The 26,164-nt window shown below is 73.3% G+C and carries 25 protein-coding genes, 1 pseudogene and 1 riboswitch; of the genes and pseudogenes, 17 read left to right on the top strand and 9 right to left on the bottom strand.

Features of this window, described 5'->3' with window-relative positions:
* Positions 1 to 65 precede the first annotated feature (65 nt).
* From ABZW32_RS01005 to ABZW32_RS00990, 4 genes are all read left to right on the top strand, one after another.
* Positions 66 to 1,409, top strand: a complete 1,344-nt coding sequence (locus tag ABZW32_RS01005) for a pitrilysin family protein (protein WP_356209465.1) — start codon at positions 66 to 68, stop codon at positions 1,407 to 1,409.
* Positions 1,406 to 2,797, top strand: coding sequence for a pitrilysin family protein (locus tag ABZW32_RS01000; RefSeq protein WP_356209463.1), 1,392 nt, complete (start codon positions 1,406 to 1,408; stop codon positions 2,795 to 2,797). Before ABZW32_RS01005 ends, ABZW32_RS01000 begins: the two co-directional genes overlap by 4 nt.
* A 228-nt stretch (positions 2,798 to 3,025) precedes the next feature.
* Positions 3,026 to 3,184, top strand: a riboswitch (cyclic di-AMP (ydaO/yuaA leader).
* Between the two features lie 12 nt (positions 3,185 to 3,196).
* Positions 3,197 to 3,997, top strand: coding sequence for a M23 family metallopeptidase (locus ABZW32_RS00995; protein ID WP_356209460.1), 801 nt, complete (start codon positions 3,197 to 3,199; stop codon positions 3,995 to 3,997).
* Between the two features lie 197 nt (positions 3,998 to 4,194).
* Positions 4,195 to 4,860, top strand: coding sequence for a GntR family transcriptional regulator (locus tag ABZW32_RS00990; RefSeq protein WP_356209457.1), 666 nt, complete (start codon positions 4,195 to 4,197; stop codon positions 4,858 to 4,860).
* Between the two features lie 287 nt (positions 4,861 to 5,147).
* Here ABZW32_RS00990 and ABZW32_RS00985 read toward each other — a convergent pair whose 3' ends face one another.
* Positions 5,148 to 5,429 carry an HPr family phosphocarrier protein gene (locus tag ABZW32_RS00985; RefSeq protein WP_356209454.1) on the bottom strand — a complete coding sequence of 94 codons (282 nt, stop codon included), beginning with the start codon at positions 5,427 to 5,429 and terminating at the stop codon, positions 5,148 to 5,150.
* A gap of 209 nt (positions 5,430 to 5,638) precedes the next feature.
* Here ABZW32_RS00985 and ABZW32_RS00980 point away from each other — a divergent pair, with 209 nt between their 5' ends.
* The 5 genes and pseudogenes from ABZW32_RS00980 to ABZW32_RS00960 all read left to right on the top strand — a co-directional run bounded on the left by ABZW32_RS00980 (position 5,639) and on the right by ABZW32_RS00960 (position 11,724).
* Complete coding sequence (locus tag ABZW32_RS00980; RefSeq protein ID WP_356209451.1) at positions 5,639 to 8,479, top strand: GNAT family N-acetyltransferase; 2,841 nt, start codon at positions 5,639 to 5,641, stop codon at positions 8,477 to 8,479.
* A 47-nt stretch (positions 8,480 to 8,526) separates the two neighbouring features.
* Positions 8,527 to 9,126 carry a DUF5998 family protein gene (locus tag ABZW32_RS00975; protein WP_030235262.1) on the top strand — a complete coding sequence of 200 codons (600 nt, stop codon included), beginning with the start codon at positions 8,527 to 8,529 and terminating at the stop codon, positions 9,124 to 9,126.
* Positions 9,126 to 10,331 carry a nucleotide pyrophosphatase/phosphodiesterase family protein gene (locus ABZW32_RS00970; RefSeq protein WP_356209448.1) on the top strand — a complete coding sequence of 402 codons (1,206 nt, stop codon included), beginning with the start codon at positions 9,126 to 9,128 and terminating at the stop codon, positions 10,329 to 10,331. The genes ABZW32_RS00975 and ABZW32_RS00970 overlap by 1 nt, the downstream gene beginning before the upstream one ends.
* Before the next feature lie 58 nt (positions 10,332 to 10,389).
* On the top strand, positions 10,390 to 11,040 hold the full coding sequence (locus ABZW32_RS00965; RefSeq protein WP_356209446.1) for a thymidine kinase: 651 nt from the start codon (positions 10,390 to 10,392) through the stop codon (positions 11,038 to 11,040).
* Positions 11,041 to 11,122: 82 nt separating this feature from the next.
* Positions 11,123 to 11,724, top strand: a pseudogene (locus ABZW32_RS00960) (helix-turn-helix transcriptional regulator).
* Between the two features lie 47 nt (positions 11,725 to 11,771).
* Here the strand turns inward: ABZW32_RS00960 and ABZW32_RS00955 are convergent.
* The 3 genes from ABZW32_RS00955 to ABZW32_RS00945 all read right to left on the bottom strand — a co-directional run bounded on the left by ABZW32_RS00955 (position 11,772) and on the right by ABZW32_RS00945 (position 13,099).
* The gene (locus tag ABZW32_RS00955; RefSeq protein WP_356209444.1) at positions 11,772 to 12,125 is read right to left on the bottom strand and encodes a transcriptional regulator; all 354 of its coding nucleotides are present in this window, start codon (positions 12,123 to 12,125) and stop codon (positions 11,772 to 11,774) included.
* On the bottom strand, positions 12,122 to 12,538 hold the full coding sequence (locus ABZW32_RS00950) for a hypothetical protein (RefSeq protein WP_356209442.1): 417 nt from the start codon (positions 12,536 to 12,538) through the stop codon (positions 12,122 to 12,124). The genes ABZW32_RS00955 and ABZW32_RS00950 overlap by 4 nt, the downstream gene beginning before the upstream one ends.
* 120 nt (positions 12,539 to 12,658) lie before the next feature.
* Entirely contained in the window at positions 12,659 to 13,099 is a 441-nt protein-coding gene (locus tag ABZW32_RS00945; RefSeq protein WP_356209439.1) for a nuclear transport factor 2 family protein, read from the bottom strand.
* A gap of 114 nt (positions 13,100 to 13,213) precedes the next feature.
* On the opposite strand from ABZW32_RS00945, the gene ABZW32_RS00940 reads away from it, so the two are divergent.
* Positions 13,214 to 13,783, top strand: a complete 570-nt coding sequence (locus ABZW32_RS00940; RefSeq protein WP_356209437.1) for a PadR family transcriptional regulator — start codon at positions 13,214 to 13,216, stop codon at positions 13,781 to 13,783.
* Positions 13,770 to 14,555, top strand: coding sequence for an SGNH/GDSL hydrolase family protein (locus ABZW32_RS00935; RefSeq protein ID WP_356209435.1), 786 nt, complete (start codon positions 13,770 to 13,772; stop codon positions 14,553 to 14,555). Before ABZW32_RS00940 ends, ABZW32_RS00935 begins: the two co-directional genes overlap by 14 nt.
* 9 nt (positions 14,556 to 14,564) lie before the next feature.
* Here ABZW32_RS00935 and ABZW32_RS00930 read toward each other — a convergent pair whose 3' ends face one another.
* A complete protein-coding gene (locus tag ABZW32_RS00930) occupies positions 14,565 to 15,362 on the bottom strand; it encodes a VOC family protein (RefSeq protein WP_356209433.1) in 798 nt (265 codons plus the stop codon).
* A gap of 175 nt (positions 15,363 to 15,537) precedes the next feature.
* Between ABZW32_RS00930 and ABZW32_RS00925 the strand changes: the two genes are divergently transcribed.
* Positions 15,538 to 16,371 (top strand): sulfurtransferase, encoded by an 834-nt coding sequence (locus ABZW32_RS00925; RefSeq protein ID WP_356209431.1) that lies wholly within the window; start codon positions 15,538 to 15,540, stop codon positions 16,369 to 16,371.
* A 45-nt stretch (positions 16,372 to 16,416) separates the two neighbouring features.
* On the opposite strand, the gene sepH is transcribed toward ABZW32_RS00925, so the two are convergent.
* The gene (gene sepH, locus ABZW32_RS00920; protein WP_356209429.1) at positions 16,417 to 17,502 is read right to left on the bottom strand and encodes a septation protein SepH; all 1,086 of its coding nucleotides are present in this window, start codon (positions 17,500 to 17,502) and stop codon (positions 16,417 to 16,419) included.
* Between the two features lie 531 nt (positions 17,503 to 18,033).
* Here sepH and ABZW32_RS00915 point away from each other — a divergent pair.
* Entirely contained in the window at positions 18,034 to 18,870 is an 837-nt protein-coding gene (locus ABZW32_RS00915; protein ID WP_356209426.1) for a hypothetical protein, read from the top strand.
* A gap of 50 nt (positions 18,871 to 18,920) precedes the next feature.
* On the opposite strand, the gene ABZW32_RS00910 is transcribed toward ABZW32_RS00915, so the two are convergent.
* Positions 18,921 to 20,249 (bottom strand): D-arabinono-1,4-lactone oxidase, encoded by a 1,329-nt coding sequence (locus ABZW32_RS00910; RefSeq protein ID WP_356209424.1) that lies wholly within the window; start codon positions 20,247 to 20,249, stop codon positions 18,921 to 18,923.
* Complete coding sequence (locus tag ABZW32_RS00905; protein ID WP_356209422.1) at positions 20,200 to 21,456, bottom strand: MFS transporter; 1,257 nt, start codon at positions 21,454 to 21,456, stop codon at positions 20,200 to 20,202. Before ABZW32_RS00905 ends, ABZW32_RS00910 begins: the two co-directional genes overlap by 50 nt.
* A 184-nt stretch (positions 21,457 to 21,640) precedes the next feature.
* Here ABZW32_RS00905 and ABZW32_RS00900 point away from each other — a divergent pair, with 184 nt between their 5' ends.
* Positions 21,641 to 22,801, top strand: a complete 1,161-nt coding sequence (locus ABZW32_RS00900) for a ferrochelatase (protein ID WP_356209420.1) — start codon at positions 21,641 to 21,643, stop codon at positions 22,799 to 22,801.
* 15 nt (positions 22,802 to 22,816) lie between these two features.
* A complete protein-coding gene (locus ABZW32_RS00895) occupies positions 22,817 to 23,617 on the top strand; it encodes an inositol monophosphatase family protein (RefSeq protein ID WP_356209542.1) in 801 nt (266 codons plus the stop codon).
* A gap of 74 nt (positions 23,618 to 23,691) precedes the next feature.
* Here the strand turns inward: ABZW32_RS00895 and ABZW32_RS00890 are convergent, their stop codons facing one another.
* The gene (locus ABZW32_RS00890; RefSeq protein ID WP_356209418.1) at positions 23,692 to 23,859 is read right to left on the bottom strand and encodes a hypothetical protein; all 168 of its coding nucleotides are present in this window, start codon (positions 23,857 to 23,859) and stop codon (positions 23,692 to 23,694) included.
* A gap of 282 nt (positions 23,860 to 24,141) precedes the next feature.
* On the opposite strand from ABZW32_RS00890, the gene ABZW32_RS00885 reads away from it, so the two are divergent.
* Entirely contained in the window at positions 24,142 to 24,795 is a 654-nt protein-coding gene (locus ABZW32_RS00885) for a response regulator transcription factor (protein ID WP_266573503.1), read from the top strand.
* A gap of 4 nt (positions 24,796 to 24,799) precedes the next feature.
* A complete protein-coding gene (locus ABZW32_RS00880; RefSeq protein WP_356209415.1) occupies positions 24,800 to 26,044 on the top strand; it encodes a HAMP domain-containing sensor histidine kinase in 1,245 nt (414 codons plus the stop codon).
* The last annotated feature ends 120 nt before the right edge of the window (positions 26,045 to 26,164 follow it).

Here is a 26,164-nt window from a genome sequence, read left to right as displayed (position 1 = left end):
GCGCTTGCATACAGTGGCAGGTCTGACAGAAATCTCTGCATCGCGATCGAAGGGACCACATGCCCATGGGTCACACGGCCACAGCTCAGGCCGGCTCCGGCGGCCTGACAGCGACCGAGCACCGGCTGGCCAACGGCCTGCGCGTGGTGCTGTCCGAGGACCACCTCACCCCGGTCGCCGCCGTCTGCCTCTGGTACGACGTCGGCTCGCGCCACGAAGTCAAGGGCCGGACCGGTCTGGCTCACCTCTTCGAGCACCTGATGTTCCAGGGCTCGGCGAGCGTGCCGGGCAACGGGCACTTCGAGCTGGTCCAGGGCGCCGGCGGCTCCCTGAACGGCACCACCAGCTTCGAGCGCACCAACTACTTCGAGACGATGCCGGCCCACCAGCTGGAGCTCGCCCTGTGGCTGGAGGCGGACCGCATGGGTTCGCTGCTGGCCGCCCTGGACGAGGAGTCCATGGAGAACCAGCGCGACGTCGTCAAGAACGAACGCCGCCAGCGCTACGACAACGTGCCGTACGGCACCGCCTTCGAGAAGCTGACCGCCCTCGCCTACCCCGAGGGCCACCCGTACCACCACACCCCGATCGGCTCGATGGCCGACCTGGACGCCGCGTCCCTGGAGGACGCGCGCAACTTCTTCCGTACGTACTACGCGCCCAACAACGCCGTCCTGTCGGTCGTGGGCGACATCGACCCCGAGACCACGCTCGCGTGGGTCGAGAAGTACTTCGGCACCATCCCGGCGCACGACGGCAAGCAGCCGCCGCGCGACGGATCGCTCCCCGAGGTCATGGGCGCGCAGCTCCGTGAGGAGATCGTCGAGGAGGTCCCGGCCCGCGCGCTGATGGCCGCCTACCGGCTGCCGCACGACGGCACCCGCGAGTGCGACGCCGCCGACGTGGCGCTGACCGTACTGGGCGGCGGCGAGTCCTCCCGCCTGCACAACCGCCTGGTCCGCCGCGACCAGAGCGCCGTCGCGGCCGGTTTCGGCCTGCTGCGCCTGGCCGGCGCGCCCTCGCTGGGCTGGCTGGACGTCAAGACCTCCAGCGGCGTCGAGGTGCCCGCCATCGAGGCGGCCGTCGACGAGGAGCTCGCCCGGTTCGCCGAGGAGGGCCCCACGGCCGAGGAGATGGAGCGCGCCCAGGCGCAGCTGGAGCGGGAGTGGCTGGACCGGCTGAGCACGGTGGCCGGCCGGGCCGACGAACTGTGCCGCTTCGCGGTGCTGTTCGGCGACCCCCAGCTGGCGCTGACCGCCGTCCAGCGGGTCCTGGACATCACCGCCGAGGAGGTGCAGGCCGTGGCCGCCGCCCGGCTGCGCCCCGACAACCGCGCGGTGCTGGTCTACGAGCCGCTGCCCGGTTCCGACGAGTCCGACGAGAACGAGAACGAGGGGGCGGAGCAGTGAGCGACACCGCAGCCGTCACGATGACCTTCCACCCGCGCCCGCAGGCCGGCGAGGCCAAGCCCTGGGCCTTCCCGGCCCCCGTGCGCGGCACCCTCGGCAACGGCCTGACCCTGCTGCGCTGCCACCGCCCGGGCCAGCAGGTCGTCGCGGTCGAGGTCAACCTCGCCGCCCCGCTGGACGCCGAGCCCGAGGGCCTCGACGGGGTGGCCACCATCATGGCCCGCGCCCTGTCGGAGGGCACCGACAAGCACTCCGCGGAGGAGTTCGCCGCCGAGCTGGAGCGCTGCGGCGCCACGCTCGACGCGCACGCCGACCACCCCGGCCTGCGGGTCTCGCTGGAGGTGCCCGCCTCCCGCCTGCACAAGGCCCTCGGCCTGCTCGCCGAGGCGCTGCGCGCCCCGGCCTTCGCCGACAGCGAGGTCGACCGCCTGGTGCGCAACCGGCTCGACGAGATCCCGCACGAGCTGGCCAACCCGCAGCGCCGTGCCGCCAAGCAGCTCTCCAAGGAGCTCTTTCCGGCCACCCTGCGCATGTCCCGCCCCCGCCAGGGCACCGAGGAGACCGTCGCGCGGATCGACTCCGCGGCCGTACGCGCCTTCTACGAGGCCCACGTGCGCCCCGCCACCGCCACCGCGGTGGTCGTCGGCGACCTGACCGGCATCGACCTGGACGCCGTGCTCGCCGACACCCTGGGCACCTGGACGGGGAACTCCGCCGAGCCGCTGCCGGTTCCGCCCGTGACGGCCGACGACACCGGCCGCGTGGTCATCGTGGACCGGCCCGGAGCGGTCCAGACGCAGCTGCTGATCGGCCGGACCGGTCCCGACCGGCACGACATCGTCTGGGCGCCCCAGGTGCTCGGCACGTACTGCCTCGGCGGCACCCTCACCTCCCGCCTGGACAAGGTGCTGCGCGAGGAGAAGGGCTACACCTACGGGGTGCGGGCCTTCGGGCAGGTGCTGCGCTCCACCGCGGACGGCAAGGGCGCCTCGATGCTCGCCATCAGCGGGTCGGTGGACACCCCCAACACCGGTCCGGCGCTGGAGGACCTCTGGAAGGTGCTGCGCACGCTCGCCGCCGAGGGCCTGACCGACGCCGAACGCGACGTGGCCGTGCAGAACCTGGTGGGCGTGGCCCCGCTGAAGTTCGAGACGGCGGCGTCGGTCGCGGGCACCCTCGCCGACCAGGTGGAGCAGGAGCTGCCGGACGACTACCAGGCGCGGCTGTACGCCCGGCTGGCCGAAACCGGTACGGCGGAGGCCACTTCGGCGGTCGTGAGCGCGTTCCCGGTGGACCGGCTCGTCACGGTCCTGGTGGGTGACGCCGCGCAGATCGAGGAGCCCGTGCGGGCGCTCGGCATCGGTGAGGTCACCGTCGTCACCAACTGACGTTCGTGGCGTCGGTGTTCGGGGCCGGCGGCCCTCTGGCACCGGAGTACGACGAGGGGTCCCGGCGGTGTCACCGCTGGGACCCCTTTTGTCTGCTTTGCAGTCGTGGTTGCGGTTATGCGGTGTGGCGTACGCAACAAAAGCGCTCGTCTGTTTGGCGATCGACTGATGATCCGCCTAGCGTCGCCCTTGCTGTCCGTCAGTTGTGCGCGCCGCACTCGCGGCACCGGGCAGCGATCGCCGAGTCCCCGTCAGGCGCGAGCCTGGGGAGCCGGGGACCCACATGTGTCCCTGGGGTGAATCGGACCACCTCGCAAGAGGGGCCCGTAGGAGACCTTCCTGCTCCGAACCCGTCAGCTAACCCGGTAGGCGAGAGGGAAGGAAAGGACCAGCCCCTTCATGGCGTTTGGCAGTCGTACCGCCGCTCCCGGCAAGCACCGTGGTTCCAGCCGTCTGAGCCGCAAGACCGCCGGCTACGCCGGCATAGCCGCCCTCGCCACCACGGGTGTGGTCGCCGCCGTCGCGGCCCCGGCCTTCGCCGCGGACAACAGCGCGCCCTCCGCCGAGGACACCGGCCAGAACGCGGTCGTCGTCGCCGACGGCCTCCAGGACGACATCGAGGTCCAGGCCGAGTCCCAGCAGGTCGCCGCCGAGGCCGTCGCGGCCCAGGCGCAGGCCGAGGCCGACGCCAAGCAGCGCGCCGCCGAGGCCAAGCGGACCGCCGAGGCCAAGGAGAAGTCCGAGCGCGAGGCCGCCGAGCGCGCCGCCCGCGAGGAGGCCCGCAAGCGCCTCAACACCTTCGTGGCTCCCGTCGACGGCTCCTACGTCAGCACCCAGTACGGCGCGGGTGGCGGCATGTGGTCCTCCGGCAGCCACACCGGCATCGACTTCCACGCGGACGAGGGCACCTCGGTCCACGCCGTCGGCGCGGGCACCATCGTCGAGGCGGGCTGGGGCGGCGCGTACGGCAACAACATCGTCATCAAGCACAACGACGGTACGTACACCCAGTACGGGCACCTGCTCTCGCTGAACGTCTCCGTCGGCGAGAGCGTCACCGCCGGCCAGCAGATCGGCCTGTCGGGCTCCACCGGCAACTCCAGCGGCCCGCACCTGCACTTCGAGGCCCGCACCGGCGCCACGTACGGCACGGACATCAACCCGCTGGCGTACCTGCGCCAGCACGGCGTCGGCGTCTGACCCGCACGCACCGCGCACCTCCGCAGTACGAAGAAGGCCCCGGCTCTCCGAGCCGGGGCCTTCTTCGCGTCCCCCGCCGCAGTGAAATGTTTCGGATATCGGGCCGTCATCGGAAATTATCGTGTGCTGCAATAGAGTCGCAGCACGGTCAAGATTCCGGCGACGATGCCGGCGGTGAATCCAGCGGAGGTCCGGCCTTGCGTATTCCTGCGCACGCGGTATGCACAGCGATCCGCGACGACATCGTCTCCGGTTTCTTCGGGCCGGGGGGCCGGCTGACCGAGGAGGTGCTCGCCCGCCGCTACGGCGTCTCCCGGGTCCCCGTCCGCGAGGCGCTGCGCACCCTGGAGTCCGAGGGCTTCGTCACCACCCGGCGCCACGCCGGCGCCTGCGTGGCCGAGCCGACCGTCCAGGAGGCCGCCGACCTCCTGGAGCTGCGGGTGCTGCTGGAGCCGCTGGCGGCCTCACGGGCGGCCCGCCGGCGCACCGAGGCCCACCTGAAGGTCCTGCGCGGGCTGGTCAGGCTGGGCCGGGAGCGGGCCCGCAAGGCGCCGGGGGAGGACCTGCGGGCCCTGGGGGGCTGGTTCCACGAAACCCTGGCCCAGGCCTCCGGCAGCCCCGGGCTGATCGCCCTGCTGACCCAGACCCGGCGCAAGATCGCCTGGATGTACGTGGTGGAGCCCCCGGCGCGGCCCGTGGACTCCTGGGCGGAGCACGGCGCGATCGTCGACGCGGTGGCGCGCGGGGACGCGGAGCGGGCCGCGGCCCTCACCGCGCTGCACGCGGAACGGGCGGCCGGGGCGCACCGGCCGCGGGTGAGGACTTCGCAACCTGCCGTACACACGGCGAGCGGCCGGCATTAACAAGCGCCCCGTATACAAAAGGGAAGCCCGCGCCGGTGAAATGCGGCGTGCCCGCTTTTCCTGTCGTGTGCAATTCTGCCGGGCCGTCGAGCTGTCCGGAAATTACTCCGCCGGGCCCTGTCGACGCCGCGCCCTGCCGAATTGCCGCGGCCGAATTCATGCGGCCGGAATTCGGGAGATCGGGTGCGGGCGATCGGGTGCGTGCGGCCGGCCGGGACGGGAAAACAGCGAAGCCGCGGTCCCCGGGGTGGGGGGACCGCGGCTTCACCGGCACCGGACCCGAAGGGTCAGACGGTCTCCGGGAGCTCCTCGAGGCCCTCGGCGACCAGCTTCGCGAGGCGGTCCAGCGCGACGTCCGCGCCGTCGGCCTCGGAAGCGAGCACGATCTCCTCGCCGCCCTGGGCGCCCAGGCCCAGGACGGCCAGCATGGAAGCGGCGTTGACGGGGTCGCCGCCCGCCTTCGCGATGGTCACCGGGACGCCGGAAGCGGTCGTCGCGCGGACGAAGATCGAGGCGGGACGAGCGTGCAGGCCCTCGGCCCAGCCGACGTTGACGCGGCGCTCTGCCATGGTGATGCCCTTCAGGTTCTTACGGTTGTCTAGACCAGTCTCTCACGACACCCGGACTGCTCGGACCGACTTCCGACCCGGATCCACCGCCGTTCGACCCTCCCCAGCTTGCACTGGTTCGCCCCGGTGTGCCGGATCCGCCGCGCGCACGCGGTCCCACCTGCCGGGCACGCCCTCCACCGGGGCGCACCGCCCCTTAGGGTGGCTCCATGACCACCGCGTCGGACCCCTCGTACCCGGCCCACTGGGAAGCGGACGTCGTGCTGCGCGACGGCGGCACCGCCCGGATCCGCCCCATCACCACCGAGGACGCGGGCCGGCTGGTCAGCTTCTACGACCAGATCTCGGACGAGTCGAAGTACTACCGGTTCTTCGCCCCCCACCCCCGCCTCTCCGACCGCGACGTGCACCGCTTCACGCACCACGACTACGTCGACCGCGTGGGCCTCGCCGCGACCATCGGCGGGGAGTTCATCGGCACCGTCCGCTACGACCGCATCGGCCCCGACGGCCGTCCCGCCTCGGCGCCCGCCGACGAGGCCGAGGTGGCCTTCCTCGTACAGGACGCCCACCAGGGCCGCGGGGTGGCCTCCGTCCTGCTGGAGCACATCGGCGCGGTGGCCCGCGAACGCGGCATCCGCCGGTTCGCCGCCGAGGTGCTGCCCGCCAACACCAAGATGATCAAGGTCTTCACGGACGTCGGCTACCAGCAGAAGCGCAGCTTCGAGGACGGCTCCGTCCACCTCACCCTCGACCTCGAACCCACCGCCGAGTCCCTCGCCGTCCAGCGGGCCCGCGAGCAGCGCGCCGAGGCCCGGTCCGTCCAGCGCCTGCTGGCCCCCGGCTCCGTCGCGGTGCTCGGCGTCAGCCGCTCCGGATCCGGCGTGGGCTCCGCCGTCCTGCGCAACCTGCGCGACGGCGGCTTCCACGGACACCTCTACGCCGTCAACGAGGCCCGCGCCCCCGGCATGGAGGGGGACCTGCTGGACGGCGTACGGGCCTACCGCACCGTCTCCGACATCAACGCCCCCGTCGACCTCGCCGTGATCGCCGTCCCCGCGGAGCGGGTCCCGGACGCGGTGGCCGCCTGCGGGGAGCACGGCGTACAGGGACTGGTGGTGCTGTCGGCCGGATACGGCGAGAGCGGCCCGGGCGGACTGGCCCGCCAGCGGGAACTCGTGCGCCAGGTCCGCTCCTACGGGATGCGCCTGATCGGACCCAACGCCTTCGGGGTGATCAACACCGCCCCCGCCGTGGAACTCAACGCCTCCCTGGCCCCGGCCCCCGCCACCGCCCGCGGACGGATCGGCCTGTTCACCCAGTCCGGAGCCATCGGGATCGCCCTGCTGTCCGGACTGCTGCGGCGCGGCGAGGGCCTTTCGTCCTTCGTCTCCGCCGGGAACCGGGCGGACGTCTCCGGCAACGACATCCTCCAGTACTGGTACGACGACGAGGCCACCGACGTGGCCCTCATGTACCTGGAGACCCTCGGGAACCCGCGCAAGTTCACCCGCCTCGCCCGCCGCACGGCCGCCGTCAAGCCTGTGGTCGTCGCCCGCGGCGGCAGGCACACCCCCGCCGGACACCTCGTCCCCGGCACCCGGCTCCCCGACACCACCGTCTCCGACCTGCTCCGGCAGGCCGGTGTCATCCGCGTCGACACCGTCACCGAGCTCGTGGACGTCGGCCTGCTGCTGGCCGGACAGCCCCTTCCGGCGGGCCCCCGCGTGGCCATCCTCGGCAACTCCGAGTCCCTCGGCGTGCTCACCTACGACGCCTGCCTGACCGAGGGGCTGCGCCCGCTGCCCCCGCTCGACCTGACCACCGCCGCCTCCCCGGCCGACTTCCGCGCCGCCCTGTCCGCCGCCCTGGCCTCGGACGACTGCGACAGCGTCGTCGTCAACGCCATCCCGTGGGTGAGCGAGCGCGAGCTCGCCGACGATCTCGCGGAGGCGCTGCGGCAGGCCGCGGCCGAGGTGCCCGGCAAGCCCGTGGCGGTGGTGCACGTGGAACTGGTCGAGCTGGTCGCGGCCCTGTCCGCCGTCCGGGCCGCGCCCCCCGCCCCGCCCGCGCCGCCGGGCCCCGTCGAGCCGGACCCGACGACCGCCCCCGCCCCGGCCGCCCCCGCCCCGGCGCGCGGGCAGGCGCCCGCGCCCTCCGCCGCCCCCGCGGAAGCCCCCCGCCGGATCCCGGCCTACCCCGCGGCGGAGCGGGCCGTGAAGGCCGTCGCCGAGGCCGTCCGGTACGCCGAGTGGCGCCGGGCCAACGCCGAGGCCGGACAGGTCCCCGAGTACGAGGACATCGACGAGAGCGGCGCCGCCGCCCGCCTCGCCACCCTGCTGGACGGCGTCCCCGAGGGAACCGTCCTGACCCTGGACGAGGCCGACGCCCGCGACCTGCTCGGCCGCTACGGGATCCCCGTCAGACCCGTCCTGCCCGCCCCGAGCCCCGACGCCGCCGTCCGCGCGGCCCGGATCCTCGGCTACCCGGTCGCCCTCAAGACCACCGCCCCGCACCTGCGCCACCGCGCGGACCTGGGCGGCGTACGTCTCGACCTGACCACCGAGGCCGAGCTGCACCGCTCCTACGAGGAGCTCACCGAGGCCCTCGGCAAGCCCGGCGAGCTGCTCCCCGTGGTCCAGGCCATGGCCCCGCGCGGGGTGGACACCGTCGTCCGCGCCGTCGTCGACCCCGCGGCGGGCACCGTCCTGTCCTTCGGGCTCGCCGGGGTCGCCTCCGAGCTCCTCGGCGACACCGCGCACGGCCTCGTCCCCGCCACCGACCGCGACGTGGCCGCCCTGATCCGCTCCATCCGCACCGCGCCCCTCCTCTTCGGCTGGCGCGGAAGCGACCCCGTGGACACCCCCGCCCTGGAGGAACTGCTGCTGCGCCTGTCCCGGCTCGTCGACGACCACCCCGAGGTGACCGCGGTCGCCCTGGAGCCGGTCGTCGTCGCCACGGAAGGCCTCTCCGTGCTCAGCGCCACCGTCCGCGTGGCCCACCCGCCCGCCCGGACCGACCTCGGCCCGCGCACGCTGCCCAGCTACTGAGCGCCGGGCAGGTAGGGGGACGCCGTACGGGCCTTAGGATGGACCTCATGGCGAAATCCGGTACGACGACCCAGGGGCTGCTCCGCGCGGCGATCGAGCGCAGCGGCTACTACCCGGCCCTCGTGGCCGAGGCGGTGGAGGCCGCCGTCGGCGGCGAGCCGATCTCGTCGTACCTGGTCCACCAGGAGACCACCTTCGACTCCAACGAGGTGCGCCGGCACGTCACCGTGCTGGTCCTGACCGGCAACCGCTTCATCGTCAGCCACACCGACGAGCAGGCCGCCGACGCCGGGTCCCCGTCCCCGTACGCGACGACCTCCACCGAGTCGGTCAAGCTGTCCAGCATCTCCTCCGTGGTCCTCAGCCGCGTCGTGGCGAACCCGGAGTCCTACACCCCGGGCCAGCTGCCGCGCGAGGTCGTGCTGACCATCGGCTGGGGCGCGGTCTCGCGCATCGACCTGGAGCCCGCCGCCTGCGGCGACCCGAACTGCGACTCCGACCACGGCTACACCGGCAACTCCACGGCCGACGACCTCAGCCTGCGGGTCAGCGAGGCGGGCGACGGACCGGAGACGGTCCGCCAGACGCTCGTCTTCGCGCAGGCGCTCTCGGAAGCCACGGCGGCGACCGCCACCCCCGCCCGCTGATGTCGTACTCCGCGCCGCCGAACTGGCAGGACGACCCGGAAATCCTCGACCTCGCCGGCGCCCCGGTCCCGCACTACGGGACCGGCTCGCTCGCCGACCTGCTGCCGACCCTGGCGGCCGGCCAGGGCGTGCCGGGCCTCGCCGCGGGGATCACCGAGCTGGCCCCGGCCGACCGGAACTGCGTGTTCCTGGTCGACGGCATGGGCTGGGAGCAGATCAAGGCCCACCCGGACGAGGCCCCGTACCTCACCTCCCTCCTCGCGAGCTCGCGCGGCGGCACCGGCCGTCCGATCACCGCAGGCTTCCCGGCGACCACCGCCACCTCGCTGGCCTCCGTCGGCACCGGCCTGCCCCCCGCCCGGCACGGCCTGCCCGGCTACGCCGTGCGCAACCCGGCCTCCGGCGAGCTGATGAACCAGCTCCGCTGGCAGCCGTGGACGCAGCCCAAGCCCTGGCAGCCGTACCCGACGGTGTTCCAGCTCGCCGACGCGGCCGGGGTGCACACCGCCCAGGTGTCCGCGCCGAACTTCAAGAGCACCCCGCTCACCCAGATCGCCCTCAGCGGCGGCACCTTCCACGGCCGGATGACCGGCGAGGAGCGGATGGACCTCGCGGCGATCCAGCTCGCCGCCGGGGAACGCTCGCTCGTGTACACGTACTACAGCGAGCTCGACGGGGCCGGCCACCGCCACGGCGTGGACTCGGACGCCTGGCGCGGCCAGCTCATGTACGTCGACCGGCTCGTGCAGCGGCTCGCGGAGCAGCTGCCGCCGCGCACCGCCCTGTACGTGACCGCCGACCACGGCATGGTCGACGTCCCCTTCGACGAGGACTCCCGGATCGACTTCGACGAGGACTGGGAGCTGGGCGCGGGCGTGGCCCTGCTCGGCGGTGAGGGCCGGGCCCGGCACGTCTACGCGGTACCGGGCGCCGAGGCCGACGTCCTGACCGTGTGGCGCGAGGTGCTCGGCGACCGCTTCTGGGTCGCGAGCCGCGAAGAGGCCCTGGACCGGGGCTGGTTCGGGGCGCCGGGGGAGTGCGACGAGCGGGTGCTCGGACGGATCGGCGACGTGATCGCCGCGGCCCAGGCCGACGTGGCGATCACCGCGTCCCGCAAGGAACCCAACGAGTCGGCCCTCGCCGGCATGCACGGCTCCATGACCGCGGCCGAACAGCTGGTCCCGCTGCTCGAAGTCCGCACCTGAGCCGTCCCTCCCCTCCCCTCCGCTCCCCCTCCCAGACCCGAAAGGTCCTGTACTTCCCATGCCCGAGCTGGTGTTCTTCTCCGGAACGATGGACTGCGGAAAGAGCACTCTGGCGCTCCAGATCGCCCACAACCGCGACGCGCGGGGTCTGGTGGGCGTGATCTTCACCCGGGACGACCGGGCGGGGGAGGGCAAGCTGTCCTCCCGGCTGGGCCTGGTGACGGAGGCGGTCGAGGCGCCGGAGGGCATGGACCTGTACGCGTATCTGGTCGCCCAGCTGTCCAAGGGCGGCAGGGCGGACTACGTGATCGTGGACGAGGCGCAGTTCCTGGCGCCCGACCAGATCGACCAGCTCGCCCGGATCGTGGACGACCTCGGCCTGGACGTGTTCGCCTTCGGCATCACGACGGACTTCCGCACGAAGCTGTTCCCGGGCTCCCAGCGCCTGATCGAACTGGCGGACCGCCTGGAGCAGCTCCAGGTCGAGGCCCTGTGCTGGTGCGGGGCGCGTGCCACCCACAACGCCCGTACGGTGGGCGGGGAGATGGTCGTCGAGGGTGCCCAGGTGGTGGTCGGCGACGTGAACCGCCCGGCGGAGGAGATCGGCTACGAGGTCCTGTGCCGCCGTCACCACCGCAAGCGCATGACGTCCGCCTCGGCCCGCGCGGGCGCCCTCTCCCCGGACGTCCTCCCGGTCAACCCCGCCTGAGCGCGCCCTCCCGGTGCGCGGCGGCAGGAAGGTGTCCGCCGGTACCGGGCTGGGCCTCACGGCACGGCCTGGGCTCGCGGGCATGGACAACGACCTCAGCGGCTTCCTGCAATCGCGGCGCGCCCGCATCCGGCCCGAAGAGGTGGGCCTGACCTCGCACGGCCGGCGCCGGGTGCCGGGTCTGCGCCGTGAGGAGGTCGCGCAGCTCGCCGGGGTGAGCGTGGACTACTACGTGCGGCTGGAGCAGGGCCGCGGGCAGAACGTGTCGGACGCGGTCCTGGAGGCGGTCGGCCGGGTGCTGCGGCTGGACGACACCGAGCAGGCGCATCTTCGGGACCTGATCCGCCCGGCGAGGGCCGCGGTCGCCGCCGAGATGGTGGCCCATCTGCGGCTGGACGCGGCCGGCACCCGCACGACCCGGCGCTGTCGGCGCTGGTGGGCGAACTCTCCGTGAGGAGCGGGGACTTCCGGCGGCTGTGGGCCGACCACCAGGTCAAGGAGAAGACCTGCGGAGTGAGGCGGATGGTGCACGCCGTCGGCGGGGAGCTGGAGTTCGGCTACGAGACGCTGGCGCTTCCCGGCGACCCGGACCAGCTGCTCGTCGCCTACACCGCCGTGCCCGGTTCGGCGACCGCCGAGCGGCCGGCCCTGCCGGCCGGTCGGACGGCAGCAGCGACCCCCTGAGGGCGCTCGGGTCAGTCCTGCCCGGCGGCCGCCCGGCGTGGATGCGGTCAGGTCCGGGTGGCGCCGTGGCCGGGGTCCGTGCCCGCGATGGCCGTGAGGGCGGCGAGGTGGCGCCGGTAGCGGGCCAGCCCCTCCTCGGTCAGGGCCAGCCAGGTGCGCGGGCGCCGGCCGACCCGCCCCTTCTCCACCGTCACCCAGCCCGCCTCCTCCAGTCGCGAGACCTGCTTCGACAGCGCGGAGTCGGTGATCTCCACCAGGTCCCGTACCCAGCCGAACTCGGCCTTCTGCACCGGGGCGAGAGCGGCGACGACCGACAGCCGTACGGCCGAGGCCAGCAGCGGGGCGAGCGCGTGGCGCGGGTGCGGAGCCCGCTCCGCGTCCGCCGGGGTCCCGTGCGTCATACGGAGCGAGCCTCCCGCCGGGCCGCGGCGGCCGCGGGCAGCGCGCACGTCAGGGCGGCCACGACCGCGAAGGCGGTGACGTCACGGAAGACGGTGTAACCGAGCAGCAGGCTCGTGACGTAGGCGACCGCCCAGGCGCCGACCACCCTGAGGTGGCGGCCGCCGTGGCCGCGCGGGACCACGGGCTGCCGCGTGGCGAACAGGGACAGACCCACGACGACCGCGGCGTTGCCCACCGTGCCCACGAGGGTGCCCGTCCGCCCGTGCCACAGCAACACCACGGGAACGAGGAGGAGTTGCCACCCGGCGAAGGCCCACAGGTAGGTGGCGTACCAGCCGCTCTTCCCGCGCGTGCGGCCCTCGATCCGCGCGATGCCCCGCAACGACGCGATGGCGTCGGCCTGTTCCCCCATGGCGGAGTCCTTCCGTTCGTCTCCGGACCTCCCTGGAACATGCCGGCCCGGCATCTACTTGCCACATTAGCAAGTGGATGCCGGGCCGTCAGGGAAGTGCCTTCCGGGCGTGGCGGTCCGTCAGGCGCCTTCGGTGGCAGCCGGGTCGGGAGCCAGGCCGTCGGCCACCAGTCCCGCGAGCACCGCCCGCCCCAGGGCGTGGACGGCCGACTGGGGACGGACCATCACCGTGAACTCCTTGATCCGGCCCGCCCCGTCGAACTGCAGCAGGTCGATGCCGTGGATCTGCTTCCCGTCCACCACGGCGCGGAAGGGCAGGACCACCGACGGCGCCTCCTCGCCGTCGGCGCTGGTCTCGGCCGCGCCGTCCAGCCGGCCCAGGTAGCGGAGGTCCCCGAAGACGCGCAGCAGCACGCCGAACAGGCCCAGCACCATCGGCCTGCCCTCGAAGGGGGTGAACTTCACCGGGCTGTACAGCCGGACGTCCTCGGTGAACAGATCGTCCAGCGCGCTGAGATCGCGCTTCTCCACGGCGGTGCGGAAGCGTTCGGCGGTCTCCATGACCCCTCCAGGTGCTCGGAACACTCGGGAATGCGGCAGCTACTCAAGAATGTGACTAGTCAGTTTTTTGAGTATGATGCCGGGACGGACGATCAAAGGGAAGGGGGCGGCGGGATGGCCCTGAAACACGCGGTGCTGGCGGCGCTGCTCGACGGCGAGTACAGCGGGTACCAGCTGGCGAAGGCCTTCGACGTGGGCGTCGCGAACTTCTGGCACGCCCTGCCCCAGCAGCTCTACGCCGAACTGGCCAAGCTGGAGCAGGACGGACTGGTGGAGGGCCGGCAGGTGGTCCAGGAGAGCCGGCCCAACAAGCGGCTGTTCCGGGTCACCGACGCGGGCCGCGCCGAGCTGGAGCGGTTCGCCGACGCGCCGCCGAAGCCCTCCTTCATCCGCGACGACCTGCTGGTCAAGGTGCAGAGCGCCGACCGCATCGGCACCGGACCGGTGATCGAACAGCTCGAAGAGCGGGCCGCCGCGGCGACGGCCAAGATCGAGCTGCTCGGCGCGATGCTGCGCACCATGCGCGGCACTGCGGACGAAGCGGAGTACCTGCTCCGGGGCGAGCGCATCGGCGCGTACCTGACCTGCCTGCGCGGCCTGGCCTTCGAACAGGGCCACCGGGACTGGTGCCTGAGGATCGCGGCCGTACTCAAGGAGAGGCAGCGAGCCCGTGCCGAACGGTGAACCCGTACGCTACGTCGCCCTCGGCGACAGCCAGACCGAAGGGCTCGGGGACGGGGACGACACGACCGGGCTGCGGGGCTTCGCCGACCGGCTCGCCGGTCACCTCGCGACCGCCCACCCCGGCCTGCTCTACGCCAACCTGGGCGTGCGCGGCCGGCTCGCCGCCCAGGTCCACGCCGAACAGCTGGGGCCCGCCCTCGCCCTGCGCCCCGACGTGGTGACCGTCGTCGCCGGGGTGAACGACCTGCTCAGGCCCCGGTTCGACGCGGCGGCGACGGCCGGGCACCTGGAGGAGATGTTCGCCGCGTTCACGGCCGCCGGAGCCCGCGTGGCCACGGTGACCTTCCCCGACGTGGCGCGGATCGCGCCGATGGCCCGGCCGCTGGCTCCGCGCGTGGTCGCGATCAACACCCACATCCGCGCCGCCGCCGCCCGGCACGGGGTCGCCGTGGCCGAAACCGGTCGGGCCGACGCCGCCGGCGACCCCCGGATGTGGAGCACGGACCGGCTCCACGCCAGCCCCCTCGGCCACGCCCGGATCGCCGCCGCCCTCGCCGAGGCCCTCGCCGTGCCCGGTTACGGCGACGCCTGGAGGCAGCCGTTGCCGCCCCGCCCGGCCCGCGGTGTCGTGCGGAGCGCGGCGGCCGAAGTCGGCTGGATGGCCGGTTTCCTCGGCCCCTGGCTCGGCCGCCGCCTGCGCGGCGCGTCCTCCGGCGACGGCCGCACCGCCAAACGCCCCGACCTCCGCGCGCTCGACGCCCCGGCGCCCTGACCCCGGGGCCTACCGGGCCGCCGGGGCATCCGTGTGGACGAGGGCGAAGACCGCGCCCTCCGGGTCCGCGACCGTGGCCACCCGGCCGCGGACGCCGTCGCGGGGCGGCGCGACGATCCGTCCGCCCAGCTCGGTCACCCGGGCGGCGGTCGCGTCGGTGTCGGCCACCTCGAAGTACGTCATCCAGTGCGGCCCCCGGTCGTGCGGCAGCGACCGGCCGACCCCGTGCACCGCGGCGACCGGACGGCCGCCCAGGAGCAGGGTCAGGTGGTCGAAGTCGGCGGACGAGGAGGGGTGTTCCTCCGCCTCGTGGCCGAAGACGTGCTGGTAGAACTTGCCGACCGTCGAGGAGTCCTGGGTGACCAGCTCGTTCCACACCGGGGCGCCGGGCACCCCCGGCCGACGCGTGCCCGGATGGGCCCCGGCCTGCCAGATGCCGAAGATCGCGCCCAGCGGGTCGGAACAGATCGCCATCCGGCCCGCCGCCCCGGCGTCCAACGGCCCGACCGCGACCGTTCCGCCGCAGGAGCGGATCGCCTCGGCGGTGGCGTCCGCGTCATCGGTGGCGAAGTACGTGGTCCACGCCACCGGAAGATGCCGGTCCGGCGGCATCTCCCCGACGCCCGCCACCTCCTGTCCGTCGAGGAGGGCCCGTACGTACGGGCCCAGCTGGTTCGGGCCCGGCTCGTACTCCCAGCCGAAGAGGTCCGCGTAGAAGTCCTCGGTGTTCCCGAGTCCGTGCACCATCAGGCTCACCCAGCACGGTGTGCCGGGCGGGCGCTGCGAAACCCCCGCTGCCGCCGTCATGTCAGCCGTCTCCTGCCGTCGTGTCCCTGTTCCCCGCTGATGCTTCCACTCCGCGAGACCCGGCGCGCCCCGACCGGGCCGGGTGGCGACGGCCCGGAGCAGAGTGACCGAATCCCTGCTGCCCGTCGATGTCCGGCTTGTTACGCGGGGCCGGGCGGGGGAGGAGGATGACCCCATGACTGCGATTCTCTCGGCCTCCGAACTGATGAGTGAGATGGCCGGTTCCCGGCCGCCGGTGCTCCTGGACATCCGCTGGCAGCTGGGCGGCCCCGACCAGCGCCCCGCGTACGAGGCCGGGCACCTGCCCGGCGCGGTGTACGTCGACCTCGACCACGAACTGGCAGGTCCGCCCGGGTCGGGCGGCCGTCACCCGCTGCCGGACCCGGAGGCCTTCGGCGCCGTGATGCGCCGGGCCGGGGTCCGCTCGGACGTGCCGGTCGTCGTGTACGACGGCGGGCAGGGCTGGGCCGCCGCACGTGCCTGGTGGCTGCTGGGCTGGACGGGTCACCCCGACGTGCGCGTCCTGGACGGGGGCCTGGCCGCCTGGACGGCCGAGGCCGGTGAGGTGACCGCCGACACGCCCACTCCCGTGGAGGGCGATTTCAAGCCAAACCCGGGGGCTCTGGGGCTGCTGGACGCCGACGCGGCGGCCTCGCTCGCCCGCACGGGACTGCTGCTCGACGCCCGCGCCGGGGAGCGGTACCGCGGCGAGGTGGAGCCCATCGATCCGGTCGGCGGCCACATCCCGGGCGCCGTGTCGGCCCCGACCACGGAGAACGTCGGCCCGGACGGCCTGTTCCTGCCGGCCGAGGCGCTGCGCGCGCGGTTCGCCGCGCTGGGCGCCACCGGGGGCGCGGAGGTGGGCGTGTACTGCGGCTCCGGGGTGTCCGGAGCGCACGAGGTGCTGGCCCTGCAGGTGGCGGGAATCGAGTCGGGCCTCTACGCGGGCAGCTGGTCGCACTGGTCCTCCGACCCGGCGCGGCCGGTGGCCACGGGCCCGAACCCCTGACGGGCAGGCCCGGTCGGTGCCCCGGAGGGGGCGCCGACCCGGCGGCTACTCCTGCTTCTTGCGCCGGGTGCCGAAGACGATCTCGTCCCAGCTGGGCACCGCCGCCCGGCGCCCGGGGCGGACCCCGTCGGCCTCGGCCTGCCGGTCCGTCGTCCCGGTCAGCCGGTCGCGGTGGCCCGCCACCGTACGGGGCATGAGCACGTCGGCGTACGCCGTGCCGGCCCCGGCCGACGCGGCGGCCGGGGGCTCCTCGCTCTCGGCCTCCTCGGCGGGGACCTCGGCCCGGTCGGTGCGGTCCGGGACCACCAGGTCACCCCGGAAGCTCGGGACCGCTTCCAGCAGGCTGGTCAGCGTGTCCCGCTCCTCCTCGGGCTCCGGGACGGGCACGGGGGCGGCGCGCCCCTCGACCCGTTCGAGCTGCCGGTCGAGGGTGCGGTCCAAGGGCCGGTCGAGGGCGCGGTCCAGGGGCCGGTCCAGGGTGCGGTCCAGCGGCCGGTCCCGCGGCAGCCGGGCGATCCTCGGCACGAAGGGGAAGGTCGGCTCCGGGGTCGAGGGCAGGTCGTCCGCCTCGCCGATCAGGGAGCGCGCCTCGTCGTCCACGGCCACGACCAGCCGGCGCGGCGGGTCGTACGTCCAGCTCGCGGAGTGCGGTTCGGTGGCCACCCGGTAGACCAGCAGCACCTCCCAGGTGCCGTCGTCGCGGCGCCAGGAGTCCCACTGGACGGAGTCCTTGTCGGCCCCCCGCAGGGTGAGCCGCTCCTGCACGGCCTCGCCGAGCTGCGGTCCGGTGTTCTCGCCGGGGCGGCGCACGGGGGTCTTGCGGGCCCGCTCCGCCATGAAGGCGCGCTCGGCCAGGACGGGACCCTCGAAGCGGCGGACCCGGTCGACCGGGATGCCGGCGAGCTGCGCGACCTCCTCCGCGGAGGCACCGGCCCGTATGCGGGCCTGGATGTCGCGGGGGCGGAGGTGGCTCTCCACCTCGATCTCGATCTGGTTCAGGCGCGCGCGGTCATTGCGCACGGCAGCCCGCAGCCGCTCGTCGATCGGAAGCGTGTACTCCGTGCTGTCCGCAGCCTTGAGCACCAGTCGTGTGCCGTCATTGGAGACGGCCACGACACGCAGTTCGGGCATGGGGACCTCCCGGGTGGTGCCTGCCGACGTCACGTGCGTCGCTGCTTCCGCTAGTCGAGTGTGGCCTGCCCGGGTGCAGCCTGCCACAACCTTGCCGAGTTAAACCGGCGTGTCGGGCATGCGCCCTTGATCGACGTTATGGCACGGTTACCTGTTGGGCACGCACAGTGACCGAGTGGTTACTGTGCGCAGCAGGAGCCCGTGCGATACCGCGGCATCACCGGTCTTGAGTGCCGTTTCTCCATCAGTCGGCCCCCTCTCCCGAGTCCGGACATCCGTAAGGAAGGACGGCCCCAGGGCTCGCCACAGTACTCCATTCGGGCCACCTGGGTGGACCGCCGCGCCGCCGAAGTTGTCCGGGGTGGCGGGAGTTGGGCTGCCCGAAATCGGGTCCGCGAGGGGGCCCACCTGCAAGCGGGTCCGTTTTGGGGTGTCTTGCTTCACAGAATCCCCAGAAGCGGAACTATCCCTTTCGCCCGGGTGTCAGTAACTGCTGGAAGAGGAGAAGCGCGAGAGGCAGGACACACCCGGATGGCGATGGGTCAGAAGGCGGCAGGGGAAAGCGAACCGGAGGGGTCCGGAGGCCGGAAGCTCGATCTGAGCGTCACCCAGATCGCCGGCTCCTCCCTGGCGACGGTCGCGGCGGCCCTGCTCGCCTCGAAACTGGGCGTCTACGGGACCATCCTGGGAGCCGGCGTGGTGAGCGTGGTCGCCACCGCGGGCGGCCCGGTCATCCAGCACGTCTTCCGGCGCACCGGCGACCAACTTCGGGTGAGCGCCCGCGCCGGGGCCGACCGGGTGCGGCCGGCCGCACCCGAGGGGGCGCCCGGCCCCGGCGCGTTCACGGAGGAGTTCGGCGAGGCGACCGTGCACGGCACCCGCGTACGGGGCTGGAAGCGGACGGCGGTGGCCTCCGGGGCGGCGTTCGCCCTCGCCATCGGCGGCCTCGGGACCTACGAGGCCCTCGCCGGCACCTCGATCAGCAGCGACGGCGGAACCCTGCTGTCGGGCGGCTCCCGCAAGGCCCCCGACCACCGTCCCGCACCCCCGGAGGACGGGCGGGACGGCGGCGGCGCGGGCGAGCGCGGGGGGAAGGACGGGAAGACCCCGGGTACCGGGCCCTCCCCGGACCCCTCGGCCTCCCGCGGTTCGGGCGGACAGGGCACCGGCGGGACCCCGAGCCCGACGCCGTCGGCCCCGGACCCGTCCGCCTCCCCGGCGGCCACGCCCTCGAAGTCCGCCACCCCGCCCGGTCCGACGCCCGGCACCGGTGGCACCGGAACGGGCTCCGGCACCGGCGGCGGAACGGGTTCCGGAACCGGACAGGGCGCCGACGGAGCGGACCGGCAGGGCAGGGGCACCCCCTGAGCGGTGGCACCCCCGAGCGAGGCACATCCCGAGCGGGGTACCCCCGGGGTTCACCCGCCGAGCACGCGCCGCAGGTAGTCGTTGCCGAACACCCGGTCCGGGTCGAGCCGGTCGCGCAGCGCGGTGAACTCCCCGAAGCGCGGGTAGACCCCGGCGAGGTACTCCGCGTCCCGGGTGTGCACCTTGCCCCAGTGCGGCCGCCCGCCGTGCGCGGTGAAGATGCGCTCCGCGGCAGTGAAGTAGGCCTGGTACGGAGTGCCCTTGTACATGTGCACCGCGATGTACGCGGTCTCCCGCCCCGAGGCCGTGGACAGGGTGATGTCGTCGGCCGGGGCCGTGCGCACCTCCACGGGGAAGCTGATCCGCAGCGGGGAACGGTCGACCATCGCCTTGAGTTCCCGCAGCGCCTCGACCAGCCGCTCGCGCGGAAGGGCGTACTCCATCTCCACGAAGCGCACCCGGCGCGGGCTGGTGAACACCTTGTACGGGATGTCCGTGTAGGTGCGCGCCGACAGGGCGCGGCTGGCCACCCGGGCGATCGCGGGGACGGTCGCCGGGACGGCGCGGCCCAGCGAGTTGACGGCCTGGAAGACGCCGTTGGAGAGCAGTTCGTCCTCCACCCAGGCGCTGACGGGGCCGGGCGGGGCGGCCGGGCCCTGGCTGCGGTTGTTGCGCTTGGTGTTGCAGTTGCCGGTGTGCGGGAACCAGTAGAACTCGAAGTGCTCGTTCTCCGTGACGTGCTGGTCGAACTCGGCGGTCACCCGGTCGAAGCCCATGGGCTCCTCACGGGCGGTCAGGAAGAAGAGCGGCTCGACGGCGAAGGTGATCGAGGTGACGATGCCCAGGGCGCCGATGCCGAGCCGGGCGGCGGCGAAGACCTCCGGGTTCTCCTTCTCCGAGCAGGCCAGGACCCGGCCGTCCGCGGTGACCAGCTCCAGGCCGCGGATCTGGGCGGCGATCGAGGCCGAGTCGCGGCCGGTGCCGTGGGTGCCGGTGCTGGTGGCGCCCGACACGGTCTGTTCCATGATGTCGCCCATGTTCGTGAGCGACAGTCCCTGGGCGGCCAGGGCCCGGTTGAGGTCCTTGAGGACCGTGCCGGCCGCCACCGTGACCGTCCCGGCGGCCCGGTCGACGGACAGGATCCCGGCCAGGGCCTGGGGTCGTACGAGCACGCCGTCGGTCGCCGCCGCCGCGGTGAAGGAGTGGCCGGTGCCGACCGCCTTCACCCGCAGCCCCTCCTCGGCGGCCCTGCGCACCGCCTCCTGGAGCTCCCCGACCGAGGTCGGGCTCACCACCCGCGCGGGCGTGGCGGTGATGTTCCCCGCCCAGTTATGCCACGTGGTCCGCCGGTGCTTCTGCGCTGCTGTCCCCGTCGCCATCGGTGGAAGGCTCCTCCCCTTGCGCCGGCCTCGTCAGCCGGCGGTATCCCGCGAACGCCACCGCCGCCGCGGCCGTCCCCGCCGCGATCGAGACGACGTACCCGCGCTGGGCGCCGGCCGCGTCGATGACGAGACCGGTCACGGAGGAGCCGACCGCGACCCCGACCGCCAGGCCGGTGCTGATCCAGGTCATGCCCTCGGTGAGCTTCGCGCGTGGTACGTGCGCTTCGATCAGGGCCATCGTGGTGATCATCGTGGGAGCGATGGCGAGGCCCGAGACGAAGAGCGCCACGGCCAGAAACGGAAGGTTCCCGGCCAGTAGGAGGGGGATCATACTCACGGCCATCGCACAGATGCCCAGTACCCACCTGCGTTCCGTCCGGCCCTTGAGATGGAGCAGCCCGAAGACGATGCCGGCCAGGCAGGATCCGGCCGCCCAGATGGCCAGGATGAAGCTGGCGGAAGACTTGTTGCCCTGCTCCTCGGCGAAGGCGAGGGTGGACACGTCGATGGAGCCGAAGATGGCTCCGGTGGCCACGAAGGTGGCCGTCAGCACCTGGAGACCGGGGGAGCGCAGGGCCGAGGTGCGCTTCGCCTGCGCCTCGCGCGGGTGCGGGGCGGGCTCGGTGGAGCGCTGCGCGGTGAGCAGCCAGACGCCGACGAGCAGGCAGACGGCCGCGATCAGCGGTCCGGCCTCGGGGAACCAGGTGGTGGAGAGTCCGATGGCGAGGATCGGGCCGAAGATGAAGCAGACCTCGTCGACGACGGACTCGAAGGAGTAGGCGGTGTGCAGCTCGCGGGGGGAGTCCCGGTAGAGCGTGGTCCAGCGGGCGCGGACCATCGAGCCGACGCTCGGTACGCAGCCCGCGACCGCGGCGAAGACGAAGAGGGTCCAGTCGGGGAGGCCGTTCGCGGCGGCGAGCAGGAGCCCGGCGACCGCGGCGACGGAGATCAGGGTGGCGGGGCGCAGGACCCGGCGCTGTCCGTACTGGTCCACCAGCCGGGAGACCTGGGGGCCGATGACCGCGGCGGCGAGGGCCAGGGTGCCGGTCAGGGCGCTCGCCATCGCGTAGCGCCCGGTGATCTCGGAGATCATCGTCAGAATGCCGACACCCACCATGGATATCGGCAGTCGGCCTATGAGGCCGGCGGCGCTGAACCCCTTGGTGCCGGGGGCCGCGAAGATCGCGCGATAGGGACTGGGCAAGGTGTCTCCGTAAGGGACGTCGTCGGCCCATACAGGTTACGACCGCCGACACGGGACCCGCACGGGGACCGGACGGGGCAGCCCCGTCCGGCCAATTGAACTTAGGGTCACCTTACCTGCGACGCGTCCGCGATGCGGACCGGGCGGTTCTCCCCGGCGAACCCCGGGTGGCAGGATTCGAGGCATGTCAGACCAGCTCCGTGCCCCCGAAGCGCCCGTGGCCGAAGGCCTCGCCGCCCCCTACGACGCCCTCCTGCTGCTGTCCTTCGGCGGCCCCGAGGGACCCGACGACGTCGTGCCGTTCCTGGAGAACGTCACCCGCGGGCGCGGGATCCCGCGCGAGCGCCTCAAGGAGGTCGGGCAGCACTACTTCGGCTTCGGCGGGGTCAGCCCCATCAACGGGCAGAACCGCGAGCTGCTGGACGCGCTGCGCAAGGACTTCGCCGGGCACGGGCTGGACCTGCCCGTGTACTGGGGCAACCGGAACTGGGCCCCGTACCTGACCGACGTGCTGCGCGAGATGGCCGCCGACGGGCGCCGCCGCATCGCCGTCCTGGCCACCAGCGCCTACGCCTCGTACTCGGGCTGCCGCCAGTACCGCGAGAACCTCGCGGACGCCCTGGCCACCCTCGCCGAGGAGGGCGTGGCCGAGCTGCCCCGGGTCGACAAGCTGCGGCACTACTTCAACCACCCCGGCTTCGTGCAGCCCATGATCGACGGCGTCCTCGCCTCGCTGGCGGGGCTGCCGGACGAGGTCCGCGACGGCGCGCACCTGGTCTTCACCACCCACTCCATCCCGACCGCGGCCGCCGACAGCTCGGGGCCCGTGGAGGAGCACGGCGAGGGCGGCGCCTACGTCAGGCAGCACCTGGACGTGGCCGGGGTGATCGCCGACGCCGTCCGGGCCGAGACGGGAACCGAACGGCCCTGGGAACTCGTTTACCAGTCGCGCAGCGGCGCCCCGCACATCCCGTGGCTGGAGCCCGACATCTGCGACCACCTGGAGGCCCTGCACGGGGCGGGCGCCCCGGCGGCGGTGATGGTGCCGATCGGCTTCGTCTCCGACCACATGGAGGTCCTCTACGACCTCGACACCGAGGCCACGGCGAAGGCCGCCGAACTGGGCCTGCCCGTCGCCCGGTCGGCGACGGTCGGCGCGGACCCGCGGTTCGCGGCGGCCGTGCGCGAGCTCCTGGTGGAGCGGGCCGCGGCGGAGCGGGGCGAGGACGTGGAGCGCTGCGCGCTGGGCCTGCTGGGCCCGAGTCATGATCTGTGTGCCGTGGGCTGCTGCCCGGCGCGGGGGCCCAGGCCCGCCGCCGCGGGCGCGGACAGCCCGTACGCGTGAGGGAGTGGGAACGTGATCTCCGAAGAGTTGAAGGCCGAACTGCTGGAAGTGGCCCGGGAGGCCGCCCGGCAGGCGGGTGAGCTGCTGCGCGACGGGCGCCCCGCCGACCTGGCGGTGGCGGCGACGAAGAGCAGCCCGATCGACGTGGTGACCGAGATGGACATCGCGGCCGAGAAGCTCATCACGGGCCTGCTCGCGGAGCGCAGGCCCGCGGACGGCCTGCTCGGCGAGGAGGGGTCCGACACCCCGGGCACGAGCGGGGTCCGCTGGGTCATCGACCCGCTGGACGGCACGGTGAACTACCTCTACGGGCTGCCGAGCTGGGGCGTCTCCATCGCCGCCGAGTACCGCGGCGAGACCGTGGTCGGGGTCGTCGCGGCGCCGATGCGCGGCGAGACGTACCACGCCGTGCTCGGGGGCGGCGCGTGGGCGGGCGGCGAGCGGCTGTCCTGCCGGGCCGACGCGCCGCTGGACCAGGCGCTGCTCAGCACCGGCTTCGGGTACGTCCAGACGAGGCGGGCCCACCAGGCGGAGGTCGCACAGCGGATCATCCCGCTGGTCCGGGACATCCGGCGGGGCGGCTCGGCGGCGCTGGACCTGTGCGACGTGGCCGCGGGGCGCCTCGACGGGCACTACGAGCGCGGGCTCAATCCGTGGGACCTGGCCGCGGGTGAGCTGATCGCGCGGGAGGCCGGCGCGCTGACGGGCGGCCGGCCCGGGGAGCCCGCGTCCTTCGAGCTGACGCTCGCGGCGTCCCCGGCGGTGTTCGCCTCGCTCCAGCCGCTGCTGGAGGAAGCCGGCGCCTGGCACGACTGACGGCACGGAACGGGCCCCGGCCGCCGAGGACGGCGGCCGGGGCCCGGTCGAGCCTGTGTTCCGTTGCCGACGGGTCAGGCGGCGGACACGGCGACGCCGTGTTCCGCCGCGAGCCGCTGGAGATCTTCCAGCTCGGCCTGCTCCACATCCGCGAGGTGGTCGTCGCCCGTCTCACGGGCCTTGCTGAGGTCCGACTGCGTGGCTTTGATGCGCTGCAGAAGACCCGCGGTGAATGCGTCCATGGTGGGTGCGCCCCCTCTTCGTGGGTCGGCGACGGACGAGCACGGGGCAGTCCGCCGTCAGGGAGTGGTTGGGGTGTGCTGACGTCCTCCCCGGCACCCCGGTCCCAGAAACCTCGTAGGGCGAGGGAATCCTCACCTCCACCCCATCCACACCCCTCGTCCACCCCGTGATCGCCTCCCCGGACGGCCCCAGGGGCGCCTTACAGCCGGTTTACGGCCGAAACCGGCAGGATGGAGGCGCAATACACGTGTGCCCTTCTGGGCTCGAAGGAAGGAAACGACGTGCGCGTACTCGTCGTCGAGGACGAGCAGCTGCTCGCCGATGCGGTGGCCACCGGCCTGCGCCGGGAGGCCATGGCCGTGGACGTCGTGTACGACGGCGCCGCGGCCCTGGAGCGCGTCGGGGTGAACGACTACGACGTGGTCGTGCTCGACCGGGACCTTCCCCTGGTGCACGGCGACGACGTCTGCCGCCGGATCATCGAACTCGGCATGCCCACCCGGGTGCTCATGCTCACCGCCTCCGGCGACGTGAGCGACCGGGTCGAGGGCCTGGAGCTGGGGGCGGACGACTACCTGCCCAAGCCCTTCGCCTTCACCGAGCTGACCGCCCGCGTCCGGGCGCTGGGCCGGCGGACGACCGTGGCGCTGCCGCCGGTGCTGGAGCGGGCCGGGATCAAGCTGGACCCCAACCGGCGCGAGGTGTTCCGGGAGGGCCGGGAGGTCCAGCTGGCGCCGAAGGAGTTCGCGGTGCTGGAGGTGCTCATGCGCAGCGAGGGGACCGTGGTCTCCGCCGAGCAGCTGCTGGAGAAGGCCTGGGACGAGAACACCGACCCGTTCACCAACGTGGTCCGGGTGACCGTCATGACCCTGCGCCGCAAACTCGGCGAGCCGCCCGTCATCGTGACGGTGCCCGGCTCCGGATATCGGATCTGACCGGATGGCCGCGACCCCCGCGCCACCGGCGGCGCCACCGAAACCGACCTGGGACCCCGGCCAGCCCGAGGGTCCCTTCCCTTGGCTGCGACCGACCATCCGGATACGGCTCACGCTGCTGTACGGCGGCATGTTCCTGATCGCCGGGATCCTGCTCCTGTCGATCATCTACCTGCTGGCCGCCCAGGCGCTGCGGGAGGGCAACGCGCTCCCGTTCAAGATCGTGGGCGGTCAGAAGGTCGAGGTCTCCAGCACCACCTGCTCCGGCGTGGGGATCGACCAGTCGATCGACCAGTTCAACGCCGCGATCGGCCAGTGCATCCTCGACCAGCGCAAGCACGCCCTGGACGACCTGCTGCGCCGCTCGCTGATGGCCCTGCTGGGCCTCAGCATCATCGCCTTCGCCTTCGGCTACGCGATGGCCGGCCGGGTGCTCTCGCCGCTGGGCAAGATCACCCGTACCGCCCGCCGGGTGGTCGGATCCGACCTGACCCGGCGGATCGAGCTGGACGGGCCGGACGACGAGCTGAAGGAGCTGGCCGACACCTTCGACGAGATGCTGGACCGGCTGGAGCGGGCCTTCACGGCCCAGCAACGGTTCGTGGCCAACGCCTCGCACGAGCTGAGAACCCCGCTGGCGATCAACCGGACGCTGCTGGAGGTCCACCTCTCGGATCCCGGAGCGCCGGTGGAGCTCCAGCAACTGGGCAAGACCCTGCTGGCCACCAACGAGCGCAGCGAGCAGCTCGTCGAGGGCCTGCTGCTGCTGGCGCGCAGCGAGAACCAGATCGTCGAACGCAAACCGGTCGACCTGGCGGAGGTCGCCTCGCGCGCCATCGACCAGGCGCGCGGGGAGGCCGCGGCCAAGGGCGTGGAGATCCGCGGCGAGCGGGCGCTGGCCGTGGTCCAGGGCAACGGCGTCCTGCTGGAGCGGATCGCCCTCAACCTGGTGCAGAACGCCGTCCGCTACAACGTGCCGGAGGACGGCTGGGTGGAGGTCACGACCGAGGTCCAGCACGGCCAGGCGGTGCTCCTCGTCTCGAACACGGGGCCGGTGGTTCCCGCGTACGAGGTGGACAACCTCTTCGAGCCCTTCAGGCGGCTGCGTACGGAGCGCACGGGCAGCGACAAGGGTGTCGGGCTCGGCCTGTCGATCGCGCGCTCCGTGGCGCGCGCACACGGCGGCCGCATCCTCGCGACGCCGCGCGAGGGCGGTGGCCTCGTGATGCGTGTCACGTTGCCCCTTTGATCCACCTGGAACCGTGTTCGCTGTCAGCGGAATGGCGGGGCGGGGCGACAGGCGGTAGTTGTGTGATCGATCACATTGCCGAGTGTCCGGTCATGTGCGTTCAGTGATGCCGGTGAGGCC

It is taken from the genome of Streptomyces sp. NPDC004667, assembly GCF_040609475.1.
In the GTDB taxonomy this organism is placed as follows: domain Bacteria; phylum Actinomycetota; class Actinomycetes; order Streptomycetales; family Streptomycetaceae; genus Streptomyces.
This window is presented reverse-complemented; position numbering and strand designations above follow the sequence as displayed.

Coding starts and splice junctions, on each gene's coding strand:
- ABZW32_RS00940 (WP_356209437.1), top strand. CDS start 13,214: ATGGCCCTGAAACACGCGGTGCTGGCGGCGCTGCTCGACGGCGAGTAC.
- ABZW32_RS01005 (WP_356209465.1), top strand. CDS start 66: ATGGGTCACACGGCCACAGCTCAGGCCGGCTCCGGCGGCCTGACAGCG.
- ABZW32_RS00970 (WP_356209448.1), top strand. CDS start 9,126: ATGTCGTACTCCGCGCCGCCGAACTGGCAGGACGACCCGGAAATCCTC.
- ABZW32_RS00965 (WP_356209446.1), top strand. CDS start 10,390: ATGCCCGAGCTGGTGTTCTTCTCCGGAACGATGGACTGCGGAAAGAGC.
- ABZW32_RS00995 (WP_356209460.1), top strand. CDS start 3,197: ATGGCGTTTGGCAGTCGTACCGCCGCTCCCGGCAAGCACCGTGGTTCC.
- ABZW32_RS00930 (WP_356209433.1), bottom strand. CDS start 15,362: ATGACGGCGGCAGCGGGGGTTTCGCAGCGCCCGCCCGGCACACCGTGC.
- ABZW32_RS00915 (WP_356209426.1), top strand. CDS start 18,034: ATGGCGATGGGTCAGAAGGCGGCAGGGGAAAGCGAACCGGAGGGGTCC.
- ABZW32_RS00910 (WP_356209424.1), bottom strand. CDS start 20,249: ATGGCGACGGGGACAGCAGCGCAGAAGCACCGGCGGACCACGTGGCAT.
- ABZW32_RS00950 (WP_356209442.1), bottom strand. CDS start 12,538: ATGGGGGAACAGGCCGACGCCATCGCGTCGTTGCGGGGCATCGCGCGG.
- sepH (WP_356209429.1), bottom strand. CDS start 17,502: ATGCCCGAACTGCGTGTCGTGGCCGTCTCCAATGACGGCACACGACTG.
- ABZW32_RS00985 (WP_356209454.1), bottom strand. CDS start 5,429: ATGGCAGAGCGCCGCGTCAACGTCGGCTGGGCCGAGGGCCTGCACGCT.
- ABZW32_RS00900 (WP_356209420.1), top strand. CDS start 21,641: ATGTCAGACCAGCTCCGTGCCCCCGAAGCGCCCGTGGCCGAAGGCCTC.
- ABZW32_RS00975 (WP_030235262.1), top strand. CDS start 8,527: ATGGCGAAATCCGGTACGACGACCCAGGGGCTGCTCCGCGCGGCGATC.
- ABZW32_RS00980 (WP_356209451.1), top strand. CDS start 5,639: ATGACCACCGCGTCGGACCCCTCGTACCCGGCCCACTGGGAAGCGGAC.
- ABZW32_RS00955 (WP_356209444.1), bottom strand. CDS start 12,125: ATGACGCACGGGACCCCGGCGGACGCGGAGCGGGCTCCGCACCCGCGC.
- ABZW32_RS00945 (WP_356209439.1), bottom strand. CDS start 13,099: ATGGAGACCGCCGAACGCTTCCGCACCGCCGTGGAGAAGCGCGATCTC.
- ABZW32_RS00880 (WP_356209415.1), top strand. CDS start 24,800: ATGGCCGCGACCCCCGCGCCACCGGCGGCGCCACCGAAACCGACCTGG.
- ABZW32_RS00890 (WP_356209418.1), bottom strand. CDS start 23,859: ATGGACGCATTCACCGCGGGTCTTCTGCAGCGCATCAAAGCCACGCAG.
- ABZW32_RS00925 (WP_356209431.1), top strand. CDS start 15,538: ATGACTGCGATTCTCTCGGCCTCCGAACTGATGAGTGAGATGGCCGGT.